Below are 18,813 nucleotides of genomic sequence, written 5' to 3' on the forward strand. Positions count from 1 at the left end.
CTTTTGTCTTATTCAAAGGCCTTACATTTCAAAAACTCTGCTTACCAGGCGCATTTCGCCCAGGGGATCACCATAATAAAATGCTGAGGCCTGGCCTTTGCGTAGTGCACGCATCACCTCAATACCTTTGATGGTGGCGTAAGCCGTCTTCATGGATTTAAATCCCAGCGTGGCGCCGATTATCCGTTTCAGTTTGCCATGATCGCATTCAATCACGTTGTTCCGGTACTTAATCTGTCGGTGTTCAACGTCAGACAGGCACCGGCCTTCGCGTTTGAGCAGAGCAAGCGCGCGACCATAGGCGGGCGCTTTATCCGTGTTGATGAATCGCGGGATCTGCCACTTCTTCACGTTGTTGAGGATTTTACCCAGAAACCGGTATGCAGCTTTGCTGTTACGACGGGAGGAGAGATAAAAATCGACAGTGCGGCCCCGGCTGTCGACGGCCCGGTACAGATACGCCCAGCGGCCATTGACCTTCACGTAGGTTTCATCCATGTGCCACGGGCAAAGATCGGAAGGGTTACGCCAGTACCAGCGCAGCCGTTTTTCCATTTCAGGCGCATAACGCTGAACCCAGCGGTAAATCGTGGAGTGATCGACATTCACTCCGCGTTCAGCCAGCATCTCCTGCAGCTCACGGTAACTGATGCCGTATTTGCAGTACCAGCGTACGGCCCACAGAATGATGTCACGCTGAAAATGCCGGCCTTTGAATGGGTTCATGTGCAGCTCCATCAGCAAAAGGGGATGATAAGTTTATCACCACCGACTATTTGCAACAGTGCCTCGAATCAGCCTATTTAGGCTATTTTTTCCACCATTTCTGGCGTTATTTCCGGTTTTTACTGAGATCTCTCCCACTGACGTATCATTTGGTCCACCCGAAACAGGTTGGCCAGGGTGAATAACATCGCCAGTTGGTTATCGTTTTTCAGCAGCCCCTTGTATCTGGCTTTCACGAAGCCGAACTGCCGCTTGATGATGCGAAACGGGTGCTCCACCCTGGCACGGATGCTGGCTTTCATGTATTCGATGTTGATGGCCGTTTTGTTCTTGCGCGGATGCTGCTTCAAGGTTTTTACCCTGCCGGGACGCTCGGCGATCAGCCAGTCCACATCCACCTCGGCCAGCTCCTCGCGCTGTGGCGCTCCTTGGTAGCCGGCATCGGCTGAGACAAATTGCTCCTCTCCATGAAGCAGATTACCCAGCTGATTGAGGTCATGCTCGTTGGCCGCGGTGGTGACCAGGCTGTGGGTCAGGCCACTCTTGGCATCGACACCAATGTGGGCCTTCATGCCAAAGTGCCACTGATTGCCTTTCTTGGTCTGATGCATCTCCGGATCGCGTTGCTGCTCATTGTTCTTGGTCGAGCTGGGTGCCTCAATGATGGTGGCATCCACCAAAGTGCCTTGGGTCATCATGACGCCTGCTTCGGCCAGCCAGCGATTGATGGTCTTGAACAATTGACGGGCCAGTTGATGCTGCTCGAGCAGGTGGCGGAAATTCATGATGGTGGTGCGATCCGGCAGGGCGCTATCCAGGGATAATCGGGCAAACAGGCGCATGGAGGCGATTTCGTACAGGGCATCTTCCATGGCACCGTCGCTCAGGTTGTACCAATGCTGCATGCAGTGAATACGCAGCATGGTCTCCAGCGGATAGGGCCGTCGGCCATTGCCCGCCTTGGGATAAAACGGCTCGATGACAGCGGTCATATTCTGCCATGGCAGAATCTGCTCCATGCGGGAGAGGAAAATCTCTTTTCGGGTCTGACGGCGCTTAGTGCTGAATTCACTATCGGCGAAGGTGAGTTGATGGCTCATGATGTCCCTCTGGGATGCGCTCCGGATGAATATGATGATCTCATATCAGGAACTTGTTCGCACCTTCCCTAAGTCACCGGCGGCTTGCCTGCCACACATTGAACATTACAGACCAATTAGCACTTTGTCACCGGGGAAAGATGTAAAGATTATGTATAAATAGATTGGCTTAGAAGTGACATTTCAACTTTGGAGAAACAGGTGACATTTTAAACTTGCTTTAACAAAATTTTGGGACTGACCGAAACAAAAAGGCCAGCCCCGGAGGGCTGGCTATTCAGTACAGGGCAATGACAGGTTTCTTGATGCCGCAGGCGTGAGCGTAGCGGGTCAGTGTGTCGATGCTGGCTTTGGTGATGTTGTTTTCCAGGCGAGAAATAACCGGAGGTGTAACCCCCATGCGTTCAGCAACCTGCGCTTTTGTCAGGTTGTCATGCTTGCGCCATTCAGCAAGCAGCTCCCTGAGCTTTTCCTTACGTTCTTCTTCCTGCCATGCAGCGCGATATTCATCGTCCTGCATCCACTCGTTATGCAGTTCTTTATGGCTTACCAGTTTCATTAAGTACCTCCGCTAACCGCTTTTTGGCGAGATCGATTTCTTTCGCTGGCGTTTTCTGTGACTTCTTGATGAAAACACGGAGCATGATGATGGTATTGCCTTTGTGGTATACCCAGATTCCCCTGGCTATGTCCGTCCCCATCGTGCGGATCTCAAAAAGTCCATCGCCCAGGGGCTTCGTGTCCGGCTCCCGCAGTAATCGGGCGTCATACTCCAGTTTGCCGATGAGACGGTCAAACTTCACCCTGATTTTTACGGGTAATGCTGTGGCTTCTTCCCTGGCTTCCGGGTGATAAACAACGCTAAACATGTGACCTCCCATTTCTATTAATATTAACCTATAGGCTAATTTCAGACAAGGTAGAATTAACCTATAAGCTAATTTTGTTGGCAGTTATCGTGGCTACCCGGTCACTACCCTGTTAGCGTGAGTTTTCGTTCCACTGAGGAACGGGGATTTATGCGCGTTAGCGCATGTAAGGCGGCAGGATGAAATGACAGGTAGCACCGAGGGTTAGCCGCCGATACCAGTGAGGGATCGAAAGGGATCGCCTATCCATCCCTTCACCCTGCAAAGCCATATTCCGCTAAAAGCGGCTCAGAGGCTTTTGTGCGCGGTCGGAGTGGTCACAACAAGGCCGAAGCCGCAGTTGGGGCGTATCTCCGCGTTAGCGGGTCGTAAGAGCCGCTTACGAGCGTGTAATCTAATTCTTCAGCGATATTTGCTGACGTATCCGGCGTGGCCGGATTTGTCCAATCCCTCGATGGCTAACAGGCGAGCTGTTAGCCATCGAGGGATTCCGTTCTGAATGCCCCGCGCTTTAGCGTGGGGAGCTACTTTTGAGGCGCTCGCGCCGATGCTGTTCGGTTATCCACTTTTTAAAGGGGATAACAGCAATGTCTTTTATTTTTTGGTTTATCTTTTAATACGTAAGTAATTAAAAGATAAACCAAAAGAGTATTTGCGCCATCTCGTTTGCACTTCATTATCACTTACCCACAAGCTATACAGCAGTTGTGGTGGGTCTACGCCGGAACCGCCGAAAAATCCGTCATTCCTGTAGGCGGGATGGGTTGGATTTCGAAAATTATTGTACTATAAGGGCTTCCCCGGCGTGTCAACGCCGGTGTTTATGGTTTCTGTCTGCTCTTCAGTAAAAATAAAGGGGAGAGACTGCGGTACTATAAACGGCCATGATGAATCGTCATCGATTCGGACCCTGATGAAAGACGCGCGTGAGGTTCTTGTTCGTTAAGCGGATACGTATATCCTGTACAATAGCCAGATAGGCCTCACGGGGTCTAACCCTTTATCATCAACGAATTGCAGGTCAGATGGTTATTTTGTTTCGTGCTTTAGCTGGCTGAGTACAGCCTGAAATCATCACCGTAATGCAATGATGCCCAGCACAGCCTTGCGTTTTTGGCGGCGATGGCTACAACGGCACGCCAGTATCCTCTGCGATCGACCAGTGAACAGACCCAACGACTGAATAAATCAGTCCTTTTCTCGGCACCAATCAGAACCGAACGAGCCCCCTGAACCAGTAGCGTTCGCAGATACGAATCGCCAGCTTTAGTTATCCTGCCAAGCTTTGATTTCCCACCACTGCTGTACTGCGATGGCGTTAGTCCCAGCCAGGCTGCCAGTTGTCGCCCATTTTTAAAATCGTGTGCATTACCGATACTGGCGACCAGCGCACAGGCCGTTGTGGGACCAATCCCTTTCAGTTCCATCAATCGCTGGCTGCGGTGATCTGTTTTTGCCATGCGGGACAAAATCCGGTCATATTCAGTAATATTATCTTCAATACGATCAATGTGTTCCAGCAGGTCATTAACACATTGTTGAACCTGAAGTGGCAAAGAACTCTTCTGCTCAGAAACCATGTGACGCAGGGCATCTGTACTTTGTGGGGCGATGACACCGAATTCCGATATCAAACCTCTCAATCGGTTATATGTTGCTGTTTTCTCTTCGATAAAACCCTGTCTGATACGGTGTAGGCATTGCATCGCCTGCTGGCTCTCATCCTTCACTGGTACAAACCGCATATGCGGGCGACGAACTGCTTCACAGATAGCCTGAGCATCAGCTGCATCATTTTTGCCTGATTTACCGGCCATGCGGTAAGGAGATACAAATTTAGCAGCCATCAGCCGTGGTTCATGACCATATTGCCGAAACAACCTTGCCCAGTAGTGAGCCCCGGAGCATGCCTCCATCCCGATAACACAGGGAGGTAAACTGGCAATCAGCTCAGGAAGGGCAGCACGCGATACTTTGGGTTTAACCAGAACAGTTTTACCGTGTTGGTCAACGCAGTGAACAGCGAACACATTTTTAGCAAGATCGATACCGACAGTCGTGATGGTCATAACGAATCCCTCCGGGGCTATGTTTACCCCATGATTGCACAAGAGTTAATCAGGCGCATATCCAGGGGAAGTCCCTTCCATTCGTTAAGGCTGTTTTTTGTACTGAGGTTTATTGCAGACGTGCAGAATCCCCGCCAGCTAAGGCGGTAGTGGGGTTCGAGGTCCAATGATGTAAAAAACCACGCTAAGAGGTTAATTCATTGTTTGTATTCAAATTTAATGGTCTTAACTCGCCCTTCAGAATATCTTCCGGTAACGAAAACGTATAATGTCCCAGCATATTTATATGGCCATGTATCAGCGGCGATAATCTTGCCAGATGCTCCTCTTCAGGTGTTTCCCCCGATTTGCGAAGATGTGACAACGCCTCCTGCATGTAAAGTGTATTCCACAGCACAACCGCATTGGTCACCAGACCCAGAGCACCGAGTTGATCTTCCTGCCCTTCACGGTAGCGTTTTCTAATCTCACCACGTTGTCCGTAGCAAATGGCTCGAGCCACTGCATGGCGTCCTTCTCCCCGGTTGAGCTGAGTGAGGATCCGACGCCGGTAATCCTCATCATCGATATAGTTGAGAAGATACAACGTCTTGTTGACCCGGCCCACTTCCATAATCGCCTGAGCCAGACCAGATGGTCGGCTACTTCTCAACAGTGAACGAATAAGCTCTGATGCATGGATGGTCCCAAGCTTCAGTGAGCCCGCCATTCGCATCATTTCATCCCATTGGGATTCTATTTTTGACAGTTCAACACATCCCCGGGCCAGCTCATTCAGGGCACCATAATGTGCCGTTTTATCTGCCCGCCAGAATATCGCCCCGCCTGCATCGGCCAGACGAGGGGAAAACTGGTAGCCCAGTAACCAGAACAGGCCAAAAATGATATCGCTGGATCCTGCCGTGTCCGTCATAATTTCTACCGGATTCAGCCCGGTCTGCTGCTCCAGAAGCCCTTCCAGTACAAAGATGGAATCACGAAGCGTCCCGGGAACTACAATGCCATGGAAACCGGAGTATTGATCGGAGACGAAGTTGTACCAGGTGATACCGCGTCCTGAACCAAAGTATTTACGATTTGGTCCGGAATTAACCGTTTTAACCGGTGTGACAAAACGCATACCATCTGCGGAGGCAACCTCACCACCTCCCCAGTACCCCGCGAGCGGCAGCGTGGACTGAAAATCAACCAGCCGTGCATTAGCGGTGACCAGCGTTTCTGCCCTGAGATAATTTTGTTTAACCCAGCTCAGACGATGGCGAGTAAGCGCGGGAATATTATGCTTTATCAGGGGTTCATGCCCTATATTGCAGGCTTCTGCCAGCAGTGTTGCGCACAGACTGACCTGGAGATCCTGCGCCCGAGCACCTGATTCACTGACGTGGCTGAATTCGCGGGTAAAACCGGTTCGGGCATCTATTTCAAGCAACAGCTCCGTCAGATCAACCGGAGGGATCAATTCTCTTACCCGACGATTCAATTGTATCAGTGCCGGTGGCTCATCCAGTTTATCCAGACTGCTAATCGTCAGTGAGGGATGCTTACCTTCATTGCTTATGCTGACCGCTGCGTTGCAGGCAAAACGTGAAGCCACTGATTTCCATGTGTCATCAAGCCGCGTAGCCAGTTGTTCTGCTGCTTTAGTTCCGTCTGATGGATGACCCAGCGCCCGACATACCGGGATGCGTTGTGCCTGCCATTCAGCTCCCTGAAGCAATTTTTGACGCGGGTCCCCCCACCGATCACTGTTCTCCAGCCAGAGATCACGACGGCGCAAAGAATCTTGAAGGCGCTCGAGAAGACACAGCGAGTAACCCGCTCGTAGAATCCTACCATCTCTGTCGTAGACCAGACGTTTCCATGGGCCGGAAATGATTTGCTCTGGTGCATCGTCGAGAATTCGCTTTTTTGAGCCACTCAGTTCGGCCAGATAATGGATTGCTGACAACGTGAGCTCCCCGGCCGGGGCGGCCTGAAAGTGTAAGTCACGCAACATCGCGGACAGGAAACGCTTCACCCGTCCATATTGTTCCACCATTTCATCCTGAAACTGAGTATCTTGCGGGCGCGCCAGCTCATTTACCTTGCCGACGGATTCAGCCAGTTTGTCCTTTGGTATGCGGCGAAAAATAGCCTGCCGCAGAGCTGCTTCATCGGTGTTCTCATCAAGTAATAACGTGCATGCCCGTGCCAGTAATAGCGGGGCACGATCAAGATCTTTCAGGGTCCTGAGCCGCTTTTTCTGCCCGATATTTTTTGCAGAACGCGTGATATCCAGAATAAGCATATCCAGCACATCCACGGCCTCGTCAAGCGCCGAAATTTCCTGTGCTTTCACAAACGCAGTAAGCACGGCCAGTCGCCGTTCGTCAGGCATTCTTGAAATGTATTTCACCGAAGCCATTCCGGCATAACGGGCCAAATTCCGCAGCTGGATGGCAGGCAGACCGGAGAAATTCAACCGGGAAAACTCCATGCTACGCAGTCGGGTATATCGCTCCAGGGCGTCTGTAAATGACGGCCCACTGATAGTGACAGGACCTTTTCGCATCTCCTCCAGCACCGATATACGCTGCCCTTCAGGTATTTCAAGTAAACCGTCCAGTTGTGTTTTCTGCCAGCTGTCAGGCAACAAAGCCAGCCTTCGCCATAATCGTCGACTTGCCCGTTCGCGTACTTCGCCAATCAGCCTTGTCAGAGTCGAGGCTGCGGGTAGCAGGATCTTATTTTGCAGCAACCATGCGGTAGCAAAATCAAACAGCAGACCTGGACGCTCATTGCTGAGCCAGGCGCGAGTATAGAGCAAACGCTTCAGTCTGAATGTCCAGGGGAAATCACCAAAATCATGATAATCATAATAGAGCTTGATAAGCCCCTGATGCTCCCAGCGGGTATTTTCTCTTTCAGCATACCGGGAAAGGATCTCTGGTCGGCTGATGTTCAACTGTGCCGCAATGTAAAAACGGATGAATGAGGGAATTTGAAGGGGATCAGGAAGAAACGTTCCCAGAAAGCGCGCCGTAGTCAGCTGAAGTGCAATCCCCAGCCGGTTATGTTTTCCCCGTCGCTGATTAATAAAAGCAAGGTCACGCTCATCCAGATGAAAATACCGAGCCAGCTGAACGGCACTGTTGCAAATAGTCGGTGGTGATAAACTTATCATCCCCTTTTGCTGATGGAGCTGCACATGAACCCATTCAAAGGCCGGCATTTTCAGCGTGACATCATTCTGTGGGCCGTACGCTGGTACTGCAAATACGGCATCAGTTACCGTGAGCTGCAGGAGATGCTGGCTGAACGCGGAGTGAATGTCGATCACTCCACGATTTACCGCTGGGTTCAGCGTTATGCGCCTGAAATGGAAAAACGGCTGCGCTGGTACTGGCGTAACCCTTCCGATCTTTGCCCGTGGCACATGGATGAAACCTACGTGAAGGTCAATGGCCGCTGGGCGTATCTGTACCGGGCCGTCGACAGCCGGGGCCGCACTGTCGATTTTTATCTCTCCTCCCGTCGTAACAGCAAAGCTGCATACCGGTTTCTGGGTAAAATCCTCAACAACGTGAAGAAGTGGCAGATCCCGCGATTCATCAACACGGATAAAGCGCCCGCCTATGGTCGCGCGCTTGCTCTGCTCAAACGCGAAGGCCGGTGCCCGTCTGACGTTGAACACCGACAGATTAAGTACCGGAACAACGTGATTGAATGCGATCATGGCAAACTGAAACGGATAATCGGCGCCACGCTGGGATTTAAATCCATGAAGACGGCTTACGCCACCATCAAAGGTATTGAGGTGATGCGTGCACTACGCAAAGGCCAGGCCTCAGCATTTTATTATGGTGATCCCCTGGGCGAAATGCGCCTGGTAAGCAGAGTTTTTGAAATGTAAGGCCTTTGAATAAGACAAAAGGCTGCCTCATCGCTAACTTTGCAACAGTGCCGCCAGATGTTGTCTCAGATTCAGGTTATGTCGCTCAATGCGCTGAGTGTAACGCTTGCTGATAACGTGCAGCTTTCCCTTCAGGCGGGATTCATACAGCGGCCAGCCATCCGTCATCCATACCACGACCTCAAAGGCCGACAGCAGGCTCAGAAGACGCTCCAGTGTGGCCAGAGTGCGTTCACCGAATACGTGCGCCACAACCGTCTTCCGGAGCCTGTCATACGCGTAAAACAGCCAGCGCTGGCGCGATTTAGCCCCGACGTATCCCCACTGTTCGTCCATTTCCGCGCAGACGATGACGTCACTGCCCGGCTGTATGCGCGAGGTTACCGACTGCGGCCTGAGTTTTTTAAATGGCGGAAAATCGTGTTGAGGCCAACGCCCATAATGCGGGCGGTTGCCCGGCATCCAACGCCATTCATGGCCATATCAATGATTTTCTGGTGCGTACCGGGTTGAGAAGCGGTGTAAGTGAACTGCAGTTGCCATGTTTTACGGCAGTGAGAGCAGAGATAGCGCTGATGTCCGGCGGTGCTTTTGCCGTTACGCACCACCCCGTCAGTAGCTGAACAGGAGGGACAGCTGATAGAAACAGAAGCCACTGGAGCACCTCAAAAACACCATCATACACTAAATCAGTAAGTTGGCAGCATCACCCGCAGCTCATTATGCCCCTGCTTTTGGCAACCTGGCATACTGCTTCAATATCAACTAATTCCAACAGTGGGTTAGTGGGCGTTTCGATCCAGATTAGACCTGTATTCTCTTGAATATGGCGCTCTACTGACGCCAGATCATTAAGATCGACATAACTGAATGTCGTACCTGAAGTTTGTTTACGCAGACGTTCAAACAACCGATAAGTACCGCCATAGACCCCTTTCATTACTAATACATGGGAATCCTTAGGTAGCAATTCCAATATAAGTGCAGTTGCTGCCATACCGGAAGCGGTTGCCGTAGCATAGATACCTCCTTCCAACTCAGCCAAGGCGGTTTCATATGCATATCTTGTCGGGTTACTGCAACGGGAATAACAAAACTCCCCTTCTTCGCCTAAATTTGGCTGAATGAAGGAACTGGCGGTAGTAATCGGTGGAAAAATAGCATTATTGCCCCGGTCAACTTGATCTCCGGCATGGATAACCAGAGTCGCGATCGATTTTGATTTGCTCATTATTTGTCCCTTTAAATTTTAACGATAGCCCGCCGATCATTATTAATAATGACGTTAGGCCACGCGGTTAAACCGTAATATTTATTTACGTGTCATTATACTGATAATTTCTTTATCTGTTTGCCTCATTGGCGATAACACTAATTTACATAAATTATTGATAGAACCTTCAACATCGCAGGAAACAATGCCATCACGCTCCCCTGCAACACTATTTTGTTGCGCCATCAACACCGACTTAAATGCACAGGCGGTAGCGGTAGACACTTTCATGGCACAACTATTTGATGCACCATCGCAAATAATGCCACTAATATCACTGATCATATTACTGACCGCGTAGGAGATAGTTTGAAAATCTTGGGTCAATAACCAACTCATACCTGCCGCCGCCCCCATTGCTGCCGTTGACGCCGCACACAATGCAGACAATCGGGTATAACGCATATGAATTGAGATTGCGGCTAGATGGGCCAACGCTAATGCCCGGGCCAGTGTTTCATCATCTGTATTAAGATGTCGGGCAAGTGTCACTACCGGCATTGTCACGGTAATCCCCTGATTACCAGAGCCATAATTTGACATCGCGGGTAAGGGTGCGCCGCCCATACGGGCATCTGATGCCGCAGTGGTGTTGATCAACATTTGACTCAGTAAGTCAGTGCTGATAAAGCCATTTTTTCTGGCTTGCGACAACGCGCCACTCACGTTCAAACCATAGTTCTTCCTTTGCCCCTCGTCAGAAAGCGCGGTATTAATCTCAGCACTTTTCAGCATAAACATGATGTCTTTAGCGGCGACATCGGTTACAAATTTAAATGCGTCGTTAAGGGAAAATTCGGGTAGTACCCCACTATCATTGGCGGCAATTAGGTCTCGGACTAATATTTGCTTTATATTATTAATATAAACTTCAGTGACATTAGTATGGCTACCTTGAATCACTACCCGGCACTGATCACTAAGACTATATAGCGTAATATCGGGTGATGCTGCCAACTTACTGATTTAGTGTATGATGGTGTTTTTGAGGTGCTCCAGTGGCTTCTGTTTCTATCAGCTGTCCCTCCTGTTCAGCTACTGACGGGGTGGTGCGTAACGGCAAAAGCACTGCCGGACATCAGCGCTATCTCTGCTCTCACTGCCGTAAAACATGGCAACTGCAGTTCACTTACACCGCTTCTCAACCCGGTACGCACCAGAAAATCATTGATATGGCCATGAATGGCGTTGGATGCCGGGCAACCGCCCGCATTATGGGCGTTGGCCTCAACACGATTTTACGTCACTTAAAAAACTCAGGCCGCAGTCGGTAACCTCGCGCATACAGCCGGGCAGTGACGTCATCGTCTGCGCGGAAATGGACGAACAGTGGGGCTACGTCGGTGCTAAATCACGTCAGCGCTGGCTGTTTTACGCGTATGACAGGATACGGAGGACGGTTGTGGCGCACGTCTTCGGTGAACGCACTCTGGCCACACTGGAGCGTCTTCTGAGCCTGCTGTCGGCCTTTGAGGTCGTGGTATGGATGACGGATGGCTGGCCGCTGTATGAATCCCGCCTGAAGGGAAAGCTGCACGTAATCAGCAAGCGTTACACTCAGCGCATTGAGCGACATAACCTGAATCTGAGACAACATCTGGCAAGGCTGGGACGGAAGTCACTGTCGTTCTCAAAATCGGTGGAGCTGCATGACAAGGTCATCGGGCATTATCTGAACATAAAACACTATCAGTAAGTTGGAGTCATTACCTAATATCGATAAAAATAAAATCCGTAGCATCTACTGCGTTTAGACACACGTTACCTGATTCATTAAATATATAGGCTTCGGTAATTTGTGTCGCAGTAATATCTTTTAATACTTCTAAATCGGCATCCGCGTTACCACCAATAGCCCCTATTGCCGCCGCAAGAGTGACTCCGCAATAGCTTGTTCCCGGAATAGTGACTCCCATCGCATTTTTATACAGATTCTCCGATATATTCCCCGTTATTTTTAATATCGGTGCGTTGAGATATTTAGCAGCCACTGCGGCAGCATACGCAATAGCAATAGGCTCAGTACAACCTAATGAAAGTTTCACTTCCTTTTTCAACCAATCGAGTAATTGTTGATGTGTTATTTTTTGCATTTGAAGTAATTAATCAGTGATTTGGATTATTTTTATCTTAGGGTTTTACGGGGAGAAATACTTTTCCTATTTTCTTGTTGTTTTTAATGCTTGGAGAATATTGTTCTCTTTAACAAAAAAGATAACCACAGAACAATTTAAATAAAAACATATTAAAAACAATGAAATAGATAACTCAAACACCATTAATCCCTTACTCAATGAGATACTAATCACAAAACAATAAAGAGAATATTTTCCCCTTAGACGCAATTATTCGCCTTGAATCATTAAACTAGACGATAAAAAAGGCGAGTTAGCTACTGCCAACTCGCCTCAGATAAAACCAACCGGTGCTGGTTTAGATATCAACCCTGCGCAGGGGATTGCTGCATCGTCCAGTTGAGCACTTGAGTGGCTAACTGGTCACTGGCCAGGCCAAAGGCCTGAACCACCTCGTTCATCTCGTTACCTTTTATCGGTTGGCGAATGTCAAACTGGCGAGTCGCAATAATCCTACGATCTGAAATTCTTACCAGCCGAGCATCAAAACGGATCAGCACTTCGCTGCTACCAACATGGTATACCCCTTGGAACGCGGACAGATCACCACTCAACTCCACATCAGCCTGCAAGCTATCATCGTCGCTACTGACTGCACGGATTCGCCCATCGCTACGGAACGCCTGAATAAGACGATTGCGCACCAAAATCGGCGCCGAATCACTCCAACGGGAGTTTTTATAAACCGCAATCTCCTGGCCCTGAGGCTGCACCGCTATGCGTGAGCTATTAAGAAACTGGTTCGTCGCCGGTTGTGAAACCCGTAATGACCAGTTTACTGTCTGCGCGTGTGGCACACTGACTGCAGGTGGCACCGGCAGAAGATAAACTTGTGATACAGGGGCCGAAGGTAAAATGGTGCAGGCAGAGAGCAGTATCGCCCCCCCGGATATCATCAATAGCCACACGCGGCGGCCTGCATAGCGCATCACATTAAAAGAGAGCATTAAGGCGTAAACTCCTGTGTTCTTTCACGGCCGCGCAACAAGGCCGCTGGGTTTTCTTCCAAACGAGAAACGGCGGCACGTAATGTCGCTAATGTTCTGCGCAGCTCATCTACTGCCGGCCCCAGCTCATTCATCCCTTGCATCCCGTTATTGAGTGAGGTTTTATTTTCACTCACCAATTTATTGAGGATGGTACTGGTATTTTGCAACGATGCCATGGTTTTGGCGGCATCACTGACCAGTTGTTTCCCCTGCCCATCCATTAAGCCGTTAGCATTACGCAGCAGGCGATTGGTTTGAGTCAGTGTCTCATTAGCCTGTTTACTGGCCTGCGCCAACTGCTGCAACAGGGTACGGAGATCACCACGTTGATCAGCCACAGTTTGGGTGACCAGCGCGAGATTATCCAGTGTCGTTACTAGGCGCTGCTGGTTATCCGGTGCCAGCAACTGGTTCAAACGCACCAACACTTCATTCGCATTGGTCATGAAATTCTCACCGTTAGCCAGTAACTGGCTCATCGGCGAAGGGGTAGCAATAATGATAGGAACCTCGTCATCTTTGCCCTCCAGCAACGGGCTGGTCTGGCTGCCACTGCTGAATTGAATATTTGAGGTGCCGGTAATACCCGCGACGGTGAGACGAGCTTGGGTATCTTCGCGTATCGGAGTAGATGCAGAAACGCGAATACGTGCCCAAACCTTATTCGGATTGTCTCGGTCCAGGCGTAATTGCGTCACCTCACCGACTCGAATCCCGCTGTACTGAACGGTGCTACCCTGTGACAGGCCACTCACAGGCTCATTGAAAACGATATCGTACAATCTGAACTGGCGATCAGAACCGGAATTTGTCAGCCATAGGCAAAACAGCAGCGCGGCACTCACCACAATAAGAGTGAACAAACCAATAACGACATGATGAGCACGGGTTTCCATATTACAACCTCTCTCCACTGTTAATTGCCGCTGCCTGATAAGCAGCCCGGCCACGTGGGCCATGAAAATACGCCTGAATCCAGCCATCATCAGTCGCTGCAACTTTATCCAGAGTATCAACCACCAGCACTTTTTTCTGCGAAAGCACCGCCACACGATCACACAGTGTATACAGCGTATCCAGATCGTGGGTCACCAAGAATACCGTTAGATTGAGGGCATCCCGCAGGGTGCGGATCAAACTGTCAAACGCCGCCGCACCAATGGGATCAAGACCCGCAGTCGGTTCATCAAGAAACAGAATATCCGGGTCCAGTGCTAAGGCACGGGCTAGCGCAACACGCTTGACCATACCACCCGACAGAGATGCTGGATACTTACTGCCAGTGCCCGGCGGTAGCCCAGCCAGTGCCAGTTTAACCTGAGCCAATCGCTCAGCCTCAGACCGGGGTAATCCGGCGTTTTCTATTAATGGTAATGCCACGTTCTCGGTCACGGTTAGAGAACTGAACAGTGCGCCTCGTTGAAATAATACGCCGAATCGGCGCTCGACCATGGCGCGGGATTGACCTGACAGTGCCATTAAATCCTTGCCAAAAACATGAATTTTCCCGTCAGTCGGACGACGTAACCCAACAATACTGCGTAACAGAACAGATTTACCGGTACCCGAGCCACCAACCACGCCAAGAACTTCGCCGCGCTTAACATCAAGATTCAACCCTTGATGCACGCACTGTACGCCAAAGCAGTTAACCAGATCGCGAATTTGAATGATTGCATCTTGCGTCATTTGGCTCACCACCCCATTTCCATGAAAAATAGCGCTGCCACGGCATCAAGCAAAATCACCACAAAGATCGAATGCACCACACTGGTGGTGGTATGAACCCCGACTGATTCAGCACTACCGGTTACTTTGAACCCCTCCAGACAGCCAATAATAGCAATCAGGAAAGCAAAAATAGGGGCTTTACTTATTCCCACCAGAAAATGCTGCAACCCATTACTGTTTTGCATAATCGACAAAAACATAGTGGGAGAGATATCCAGTGTTAAGGCACACACCACCATGCCACCGAAAATACCGCAAACCATGCCAATAAAGGTTAGCATCGGCAGAGAGATCAATAGTGCCAAGACGCGCGGTAGCACCAACAGTTCGACCGGATTCAAGCCCAGTGTTTGGATAGCATCAATCTCTTCATTGGCTTTCATCAAGCCAATTTCAGCGGTAAAAGCACTGGCTGTTCGCCCTGCCATCAGGATCGCGGTAAGCAGTACCGCAAATTCACGTAGAAAAGAAAATACCACCAAATCGACGGTAAAAATGCCCGCGCCGAAAGTAGTGAGTACGGTTGCACCGAGAAAGGCGATAACTGCCCCCACCAAAAAGGTGAGCAACATAATGATCGGCACAGCATTGAGGCCAATCTGTTGAATATTGGCAATTAATGAGGTAATGCGCCAGCGGGAGGGGCGAAAAAGTGTTCCCAGCAAGGTTTCCAGCGCCAGACCAATAAAGCCCAATAGTGACTTAATATCTTGCCATAAGTTATCTACCGAACGGCCGGTATTAGCCAGCATCTCAAGCCAAAACCGTGTGGGTTTTTCAGACAACTCAGGGGTTAAGTCAGGCAATACATGGCTTACCGTTTCAAGTAATATCCTCCGCTCTTCTGGCAATTTAGGCGCAAGTTCGCGTAAATTTGCTACACGGTCCTCACCCAGAAGCAGAGCTAACAACGTTGCACCGGCGGTATCTAACGCCCCCAGTTGGTTGAGATCAAATACCCCCCCACTGGGCATATTAGCGCGCAATTGCGCAACGCGCGGCTCCAAAACGCAGTAATGCGCCAACACCCAGTCCCCCCGGATATAAACTCTGGGGGGCTGAGCCGCGCTATCGAGATCAAGTTGTGCGGGGGACGTTTGCTCAGTCATTGCTCAGACCTTACCTATTTCAAACTCTAATGTTTCAAACCCTAAATAGGTATATCACACAGTTAAGTAAGAGTAATGACTGTTTAATTAATGAAGTGTTAACCACACCCTAATCAGTGAGGTGTGGCACGCTGTTTGCCCAATTGCCGTATTTTCCTCTCTGGCAGGGTAAACCAAACGACTACCGCCAGCAGAATTAACAGTACGCTGGCAGTACCTAATACCAGACTATGTGAGGCAGAAAAGGCCAGTTTGGCGCTGCTCAGTAGATGCTCGTCCCCACCAAGGCTATTGACCACCTGAATGGTTTCACTGATAGAAGCACTGGCCTGTGTAACCAGATCAGCGGGTAAATCTGCCGGCACTGTTGCAAATAGTCGGTGGTGATAAACTTATCATCCCCTTTTGCTGATGGAGCTGCACATGAACCCATTCAAAGGCCGGCATTTTCAGCGTGACATCATTCTGTGGGCCGTACGCTGGTACTGCAAATACGGCATCAGTTACCGTGAGCTGCAGGAGATGCTGGCTGAACGCGGAGTGAATGTCGATCACTCCACGATTTACCGCTGGGTTCAGCGTTATGCGCCTGAAATGGAAAAACGGCTGCGCTGGTACTGGCGTAACCCTTCCGATCTTTGCCCGTGGCACATGGATGAAACCTACGTGAAGGTCAATGGCCGCTGGGCGTATCTGTACCGGGCCGTCGACAGCCGGGGCCGCACTGTCGATTTTTATCTCTCCTCCCGTCGTAACAGCAAAGCTGCATACCGGTTTCTGGGTAAAATCCTCAACAACGTGAAGAAGTGGCAGATCCCGCGATTCATCAACACGGATAAAGCGCCCGCCTATGGTCGCGCGCTTGCTCTGCTCAAACGCGAAGGCCGGTGCCCGTCTGACGTTGAACACCGACAGATTAAGTACCGGAACAACGTGATTGAATGCGATCATGGCAAACTGAAACGGATAATCGGCGCCACGCTGGGATTTAAATCCATGAAGACGGCTTACGCCACCATCAAAGGTATTGAGGTGATGCGTGCACTACGCAAAGGCCAGGCCTCAGCATTTTATTATGGTGATCCCCTGGGCGAAATGCGCCTGGTAAGCAGAGTTTTTGAAATGTAAGGCCTTTGAATAAGACAAAAGGCTGCCTCATCGCTAACTTTGCAACAGTGCCTTCCTGAATACTCCAAGCTCATTAATCAAGGTATCGTGCCTGAAAAACTAAGTACGGGGGCTATTCACTTCCACGAAACGGCAAAGAGCGACATTGCTCAAGCCTGTTGTGAGTTGTATCAGCAATCACCTGAAAATAGTCGCGTCATGGCACCGACCAAGTGACCTGCCCCCACGATTAGATACAACACTCAGTTAGTAACGTCGGAATCTTCATTCTCAGAATGACCCTTTCTCCAGCCCGCTGCAAATTCAGACGGTGTCTGATAATTCAGCGTGGAGTGCGGGCGGCATTCGTTATAATCCTGCCGCCAGTCATTAATAATTTTCCTGGCATGAACGATATCGCTGAACCAGTGCTCATTCAAACATTCATCGCGAAATCGTCCGTTAAAGCTCTCAATAAATCCGTTCTGCGTTGGCTTGCCCGGCTGGATTAAGCGCAACTCAACACCATGCTCAAAGGCCCATTGATCCAGTGCACGGCAAGTGAACTCCGGCCCCTGGTCAGTTCTTATCGTCGCCGGATAGCCTCGAAACAGTGCAATGCTGTCCAGAATACGCGTGACCTGAACGCCTGAAATCCCAAAGGCAACAGTGACCGTCAGGCATTCCTTTGTGAAATCATCGACGCAGGTAAGACACTTGATCCTGCGACCGGTGGAAAGTGCGTCCATGACGAAATCCATCGACCAGGTCAGATTGGGCGCCGCCGGACGGAGCAGCGGCAGACGTTCTGTTGCCAGCCCTTTACGACGTCTTCTGCGTTTTACGCTCAGGCCACTGAGGTGATAAAGCCGGTACACGCGCTTATGATTAACATGAAGCCCTTCACGGCGCAGCAACTGCCAAATACGACGGTAGCCAAAACGCCTGCGCTCCAGTGCCAGCTCAGTGATGCGCCCTGATAAATGCGCATCAGCAGCCGGACGGTGAGCCTCATAGCGGCAGGTCGACAGGGATAAACCTGTAAGCCTGCAGGCACGACGTTGCGACAGACCGGTCGCATCACACATCAACATCACGGCTTCCCGCTTCTGGTCTGTCGTCAGTACTTTCGCCCAAGAGCCACCTGAAGCGCCTCTTTATCCAGCATGGCTTCGGCAAGCAGCTTCTTGAGTCTGGCGTTCTCTTCCTCAAGCGACTTCAGGCGCTTAACTTCAGGCACCTCCATACCGCCATACTTCTTACGCCAGGTGTAAAACGTGGCATCGGAAATGGCATGCTTGCGGCAGAGTTCACGGGCGGGTACCCCAGCTTCGGCTTCGGCTTCGCGGAGAATACTGATGATCTGTTCGTCGGAAAAACGCTTCTTCATGGGGATGTCCTCATGTGGCTTATGAAGACATTACTAACATCGGGGTGTACTAATCAACGGGGAGCAGGTCACTATTGCCTTCTTTTATGAATTTTACTCAGAAGAAGTTAACCTTTAATCCACGCTAAATCAATTGCTTCCAAGCGTACATCATTTCGCTAAGTAAGCGCTCTAGCGGTTTCGCGCCCGCAAGACCGTGGTTAAAAACTTAATAAGAAATACTAAACGTTAAATCAGCTTATACTGTTGATGGATAGTGCAGGTGTTTGGGAGATTTATTCGTGGATTAACTAAAACCTGCAATTCAGTAACAGCCAAAGTCAATGTCCGTTTTTGGCACAAAGCCGAGATCCGACGAAGTGGTACTTTCCGTGAAAGTTGTGGTGCGATTAATTTGCAACACGTGGTAAGGAGCGGTTGCAA

14 protein-coding genes and 4 pseudogenes are annotated in these 18,813 nt (G+C 50.1%); 3 read left to right on the forward strand and 15 right to left on the reverse strand.

Translation table 11 applies throughout. From position 1 onward, the window contains the following. Positions 1 to 21 precede the first annotated feature (21 nt). The 6 genes from Electrica_RS26115 to Electrica_RS26145 form a co-directional block, all read right to left on the reverse strand. Complete coding sequence (locus Electrica_RS26115) at positions 22 to 726, reverse strand: IS6-like element IS26 family transposase (RefSeq protein ID WP_004118358.1); 705 nt, start codon at positions 724 to 726, stop codon at positions 22 to 24. Positions 727 to 845: 119 nt separating this feature from the next. Next, positions 846 to 1,826, reverse strand: coding sequence for an IS5-like element ISKpn26 family transposase (locus Electrica_RS26120; protein WP_016947617.1), 981 nt, complete (start codon positions 1,824 to 1,826; stop codon positions 846 to 848). A 277-nt stretch (positions 1,827 to 2,103) separates the two neighbouring features. Continuing rightward, positions 2,104 to 2,385, reverse strand: a complete 282-nt coding sequence (locus Electrica_RS26125) for a helix-turn-helix domain-containing protein (RefSeq protein ID WP_000780222.1) — start codon at positions 2,383 to 2,385, stop codon at positions 2,104 to 2,106. Beyond that, entirely contained in the window at positions 2,366 to 2,695 is a 330-nt protein-coding gene (locus tag Electrica_RS26130) for a type II toxin-antitoxin system RelE/ParE family toxin (RefSeq protein ID WP_000493286.1), read from the reverse strand. Before Electrica_RS26130 ends, Electrica_RS26125 begins: the two co-directional genes overlap by 20 nt. Positions 2,696 to 3,741: 1,046 nt before the next feature. Next, positions 3,742 to 4,764, reverse strand: a complete 1,023-nt coding sequence (locus tag Electrica_RS26140; RefSeq protein ID WP_001572362.1) for an IS110 family RNA-guided transposase — start codon at positions 4,762 to 4,764, stop codon at positions 3,742 to 3,744. A 184-nt stretch (positions 4,765 to 4,948) separates the two neighbouring features. Then, on the reverse strand, positions 4,949 to 7,927 hold the full coding sequence (locus Electrica_RS26145) for a Tn3 family transposase (RefSeq protein WP_065366010.1): 2,979 nt from the start codon (positions 7,925 to 7,927) through the stop codon (positions 4,949 to 4,951). A gap of 24 nt (positions 7,928 to 7,951) precedes the next feature. Here Electrica_RS26145 and Electrica_RS26150 point away from each other — a divergent pair, with 24 nt between their 5' ends. Then, on the forward strand, positions 7,952 to 8,656 hold the full coding sequence (locus Electrica_RS26150) for an IS6-like element IS26 family transposase (RefSeq protein ID WP_001067855.1): 705 nt from the start codon (positions 7,952 to 7,954) through the stop codon (positions 8,654 to 8,656). Between the two features lie 45 nt (positions 8,657 to 8,701). On the opposite strand, the pseudogene Electrica_RS26160 reads toward Electrica_RS26150, so the two are convergent. The 3 pseudogenes from Electrica_RS26160 to Electrica_RS26170 form a co-directional block, all read right to left on the reverse strand. Further along, positions 8,702 to 9,312: pseudogene (locus Electrica_RS26160) on the reverse strand (IS1 family transposase); the annotation flags it as partial. Between the two features lie 56 nt (positions 9,313 to 9,368). Further along, positions 9,369 to 9,887 (reverse strand): annotated as a pseudogene (locus Electrica_RS26165) (PLP-dependent transferase); the annotation flags it as partial. An 81-nt stretch (positions 9,888 to 9,968) separates the two neighbouring features. Next, positions 9,969 to 10,871 (reverse strand): annotated as a pseudogene (locus tag Electrica_RS26170) (L-serine ammonia-lyase, iron-sulfur-dependent, subunit alpha); the annotation flags it as partial. A 56-nt stretch (positions 10,872 to 10,927) separates the two neighbouring features. On the opposite strand from Electrica_RS26170, the gene Electrica_RS26175 reads away from it, so the two are divergent. After that, positions 10,928 to 11,625, forward strand: a protein-coding gene (locus Electrica_RS26175) for an IS1 family transposase (RefSeq protein WP_223429336.1) whose coding sequence is annotated in 2 segments (ribosomal slippage) — positions 10,928 to 11,177 and positions 11,177 to 11,625 — 699 coding nt in all. Because the reading frame shifts where the segments join, the coding sequence is not laid out codon by codon here. 105 nt (positions 11,626 to 11,730) lie between these two features. On the opposite strand, the pseudogene Electrica_RS26180 reads toward Electrica_RS26175, so the two are convergent. The 5 genes and pseudogenes from Electrica_RS26180 to Electrica_RS26200 all read right to left on the reverse strand — a co-directional run. Then, positions 11,731 to 12,022: pseudogene (locus tag Electrica_RS26180) on the reverse strand (serine dehydratase subunit alpha family protein); the annotation flags it as partial. A gap of 347 nt (positions 12,023 to 12,369) precedes the next feature. Beyond that, a complete protein-coding gene (locus tag Electrica_RS26185; RefSeq protein WP_000948259.1) occupies positions 12,370 to 13,011 on the reverse strand; it encodes an ABC-type transport auxiliary lipoprotein family protein in 642 nt (213 codons plus the stop codon). After that, positions 13,011 to 13,949: an MlaD family protein gene (locus tag Electrica_RS26190; RefSeq protein ID WP_000449980.1), complete on the reverse strand. Its 939-nt coding sequence runs from the start codon at positions 13,947 to 13,949 to the stop codon at positions 13,011 to 13,013. Before Electrica_RS26190 ends, Electrica_RS26185 begins: the two co-directional genes overlap by 1 nt. Before the next feature lies 1 nt (position 13,950). Next, the gene (locus tag Electrica_RS26195; RefSeq protein WP_001325019.1) at positions 13,951 to 14,742 is read right to left on the reverse strand and encodes an ABC transporter ATP-binding protein; all 792 of its coding nucleotides are present in this window, start codon (positions 14,740 to 14,742) and stop codon (positions 13,951 to 13,953) included. Between the two features lie 5 nt (positions 14,743 to 14,747). Next, positions 14,748 to 15,893 carry an MlaE family ABC transporter permease gene (locus Electrica_RS26200; protein ID WP_001325018.1) on the reverse strand — a complete coding sequence of 382 codons (1,146 nt, stop codon included), beginning with the start codon at positions 15,891 to 15,893 and terminating at the stop codon, positions 14,748 to 14,750. A gap of 423 nt (positions 15,894 to 16,316) precedes the next feature. Between Electrica_RS26200 and Electrica_RS26210 the strand changes: the two genes are divergently transcribed. Then, positions 16,317 to 17,021: an IS6-like element IS26 family transposase gene (locus tag Electrica_RS26210; RefSeq protein ID WP_001067855.1), complete on the forward strand. Its 705-nt coding sequence runs from the start codon at positions 16,317 to 16,319 to the stop codon at positions 17,019 to 17,021. 242 nt (positions 17,022 to 17,263) lie between these two features. Here Electrica_RS26210 and Electrica_RS26220 read toward each other — a convergent pair. After that, a protein-coding gene (locus Electrica_RS26220; RefSeq protein WP_085954994.1) for an IS3-like element ISSen4 family transposase occupies positions 17,264 to 18,390 on the reverse strand; the annotation gives its coding sequence in 2 pieces (ribosomal slippage) (positions 17,264 to 18,126 and positions 18,126 to 18,390; 1,128 coding nt in all). Positions 18,391 to 18,813: the final 423 nt, after the last annotated feature.

This window comes from Klebsiella electrica (assembly GCF_006711645.1).
GTDB classification, from domain to species: domain Bacteria; phylum Pseudomonadota; class Gammaproteobacteria; order Enterobacterales; family Enterobacteriaceae; genus Klebsiella; species Klebsiella electrica.

Coding starts and splice junctions, on each gene's coding strand:
- Electrica_RS26115 (WP_004118358.1), bottom strand. CDS start 726: ATGAACCCATTCAAAGGCCGGCATTTTCAGCGTGACATCATTCTGTGG.
- Electrica_RS26120 (WP_016947617.1), bottom strand. CDS start 1,826: ATGAGCCATCAACTCACCTTCGCCGATAGTGAATTCAGCACTAAGCGC.
- Electrica_RS26125 (WP_000780222.1), bottom strand. CDS start 2,385: ATGAAACTGGTAAGCCATAAAGAACTGCATAACGAGTGGATGCAGGAC.
- Electrica_RS26130 (WP_000493286.1), bottom strand. CDS start 2,695: ATGTTTAGCGTTGTTTATCACCCGGAAGCCAGGGAAGAAGCCACAGCA.
- Electrica_RS26140 (WP_001572362.1), bottom strand. CDS start 4,764: ATGACCATCACGACTGTCGGTATCGATCTTGCTAAAAATGTGTTCGCT.
- Electrica_RS26145 (WP_065366010.1), bottom strand. CDS start 7,927: ATGATAAGTTTATCACCACCGACTATTTGCAACAGTGCCGTTCAGCTG.
- Electrica_RS26150 (WP_001067855.1), top strand. CDS start 7,952: ATGAACCCATTCAAAGGCCGGCATTTTCAGCGTGACATCATTCTGTGG.
- Electrica_RS26185 (WP_000948259.1), bottom strand. CDS start 13,011: ATGCTCTCTTTTAATGTGATGCGCTATGCAGGCCGCCGCGTGTGGCTA.
- Electrica_RS26190 (WP_000449980.1), bottom strand. CDS start 13,949: ATGGAAACCCGTGCTCATCATGTCGTTATTGGTTTGTTCACTCTTATT.
- Electrica_RS26195 (WP_001325019.1), bottom strand. CDS start 14,742: ATGACGCAAGATGCAATCATTCAAATTCGCGATCTGGTTAACTGCTTT.
- Electrica_RS26200 (WP_001325018.1), bottom strand. CDS start 15,893: ATGACTGAGCAAACGTCCCCCGCACAACTTGATCTCGATAGCGCGGCT.
- Electrica_RS26210 (WP_001067855.1), top strand. CDS start 16,317: ATGAACCCATTCAAAGGCCGGCATTTTCAGCGTGACATCATTCTGTGG.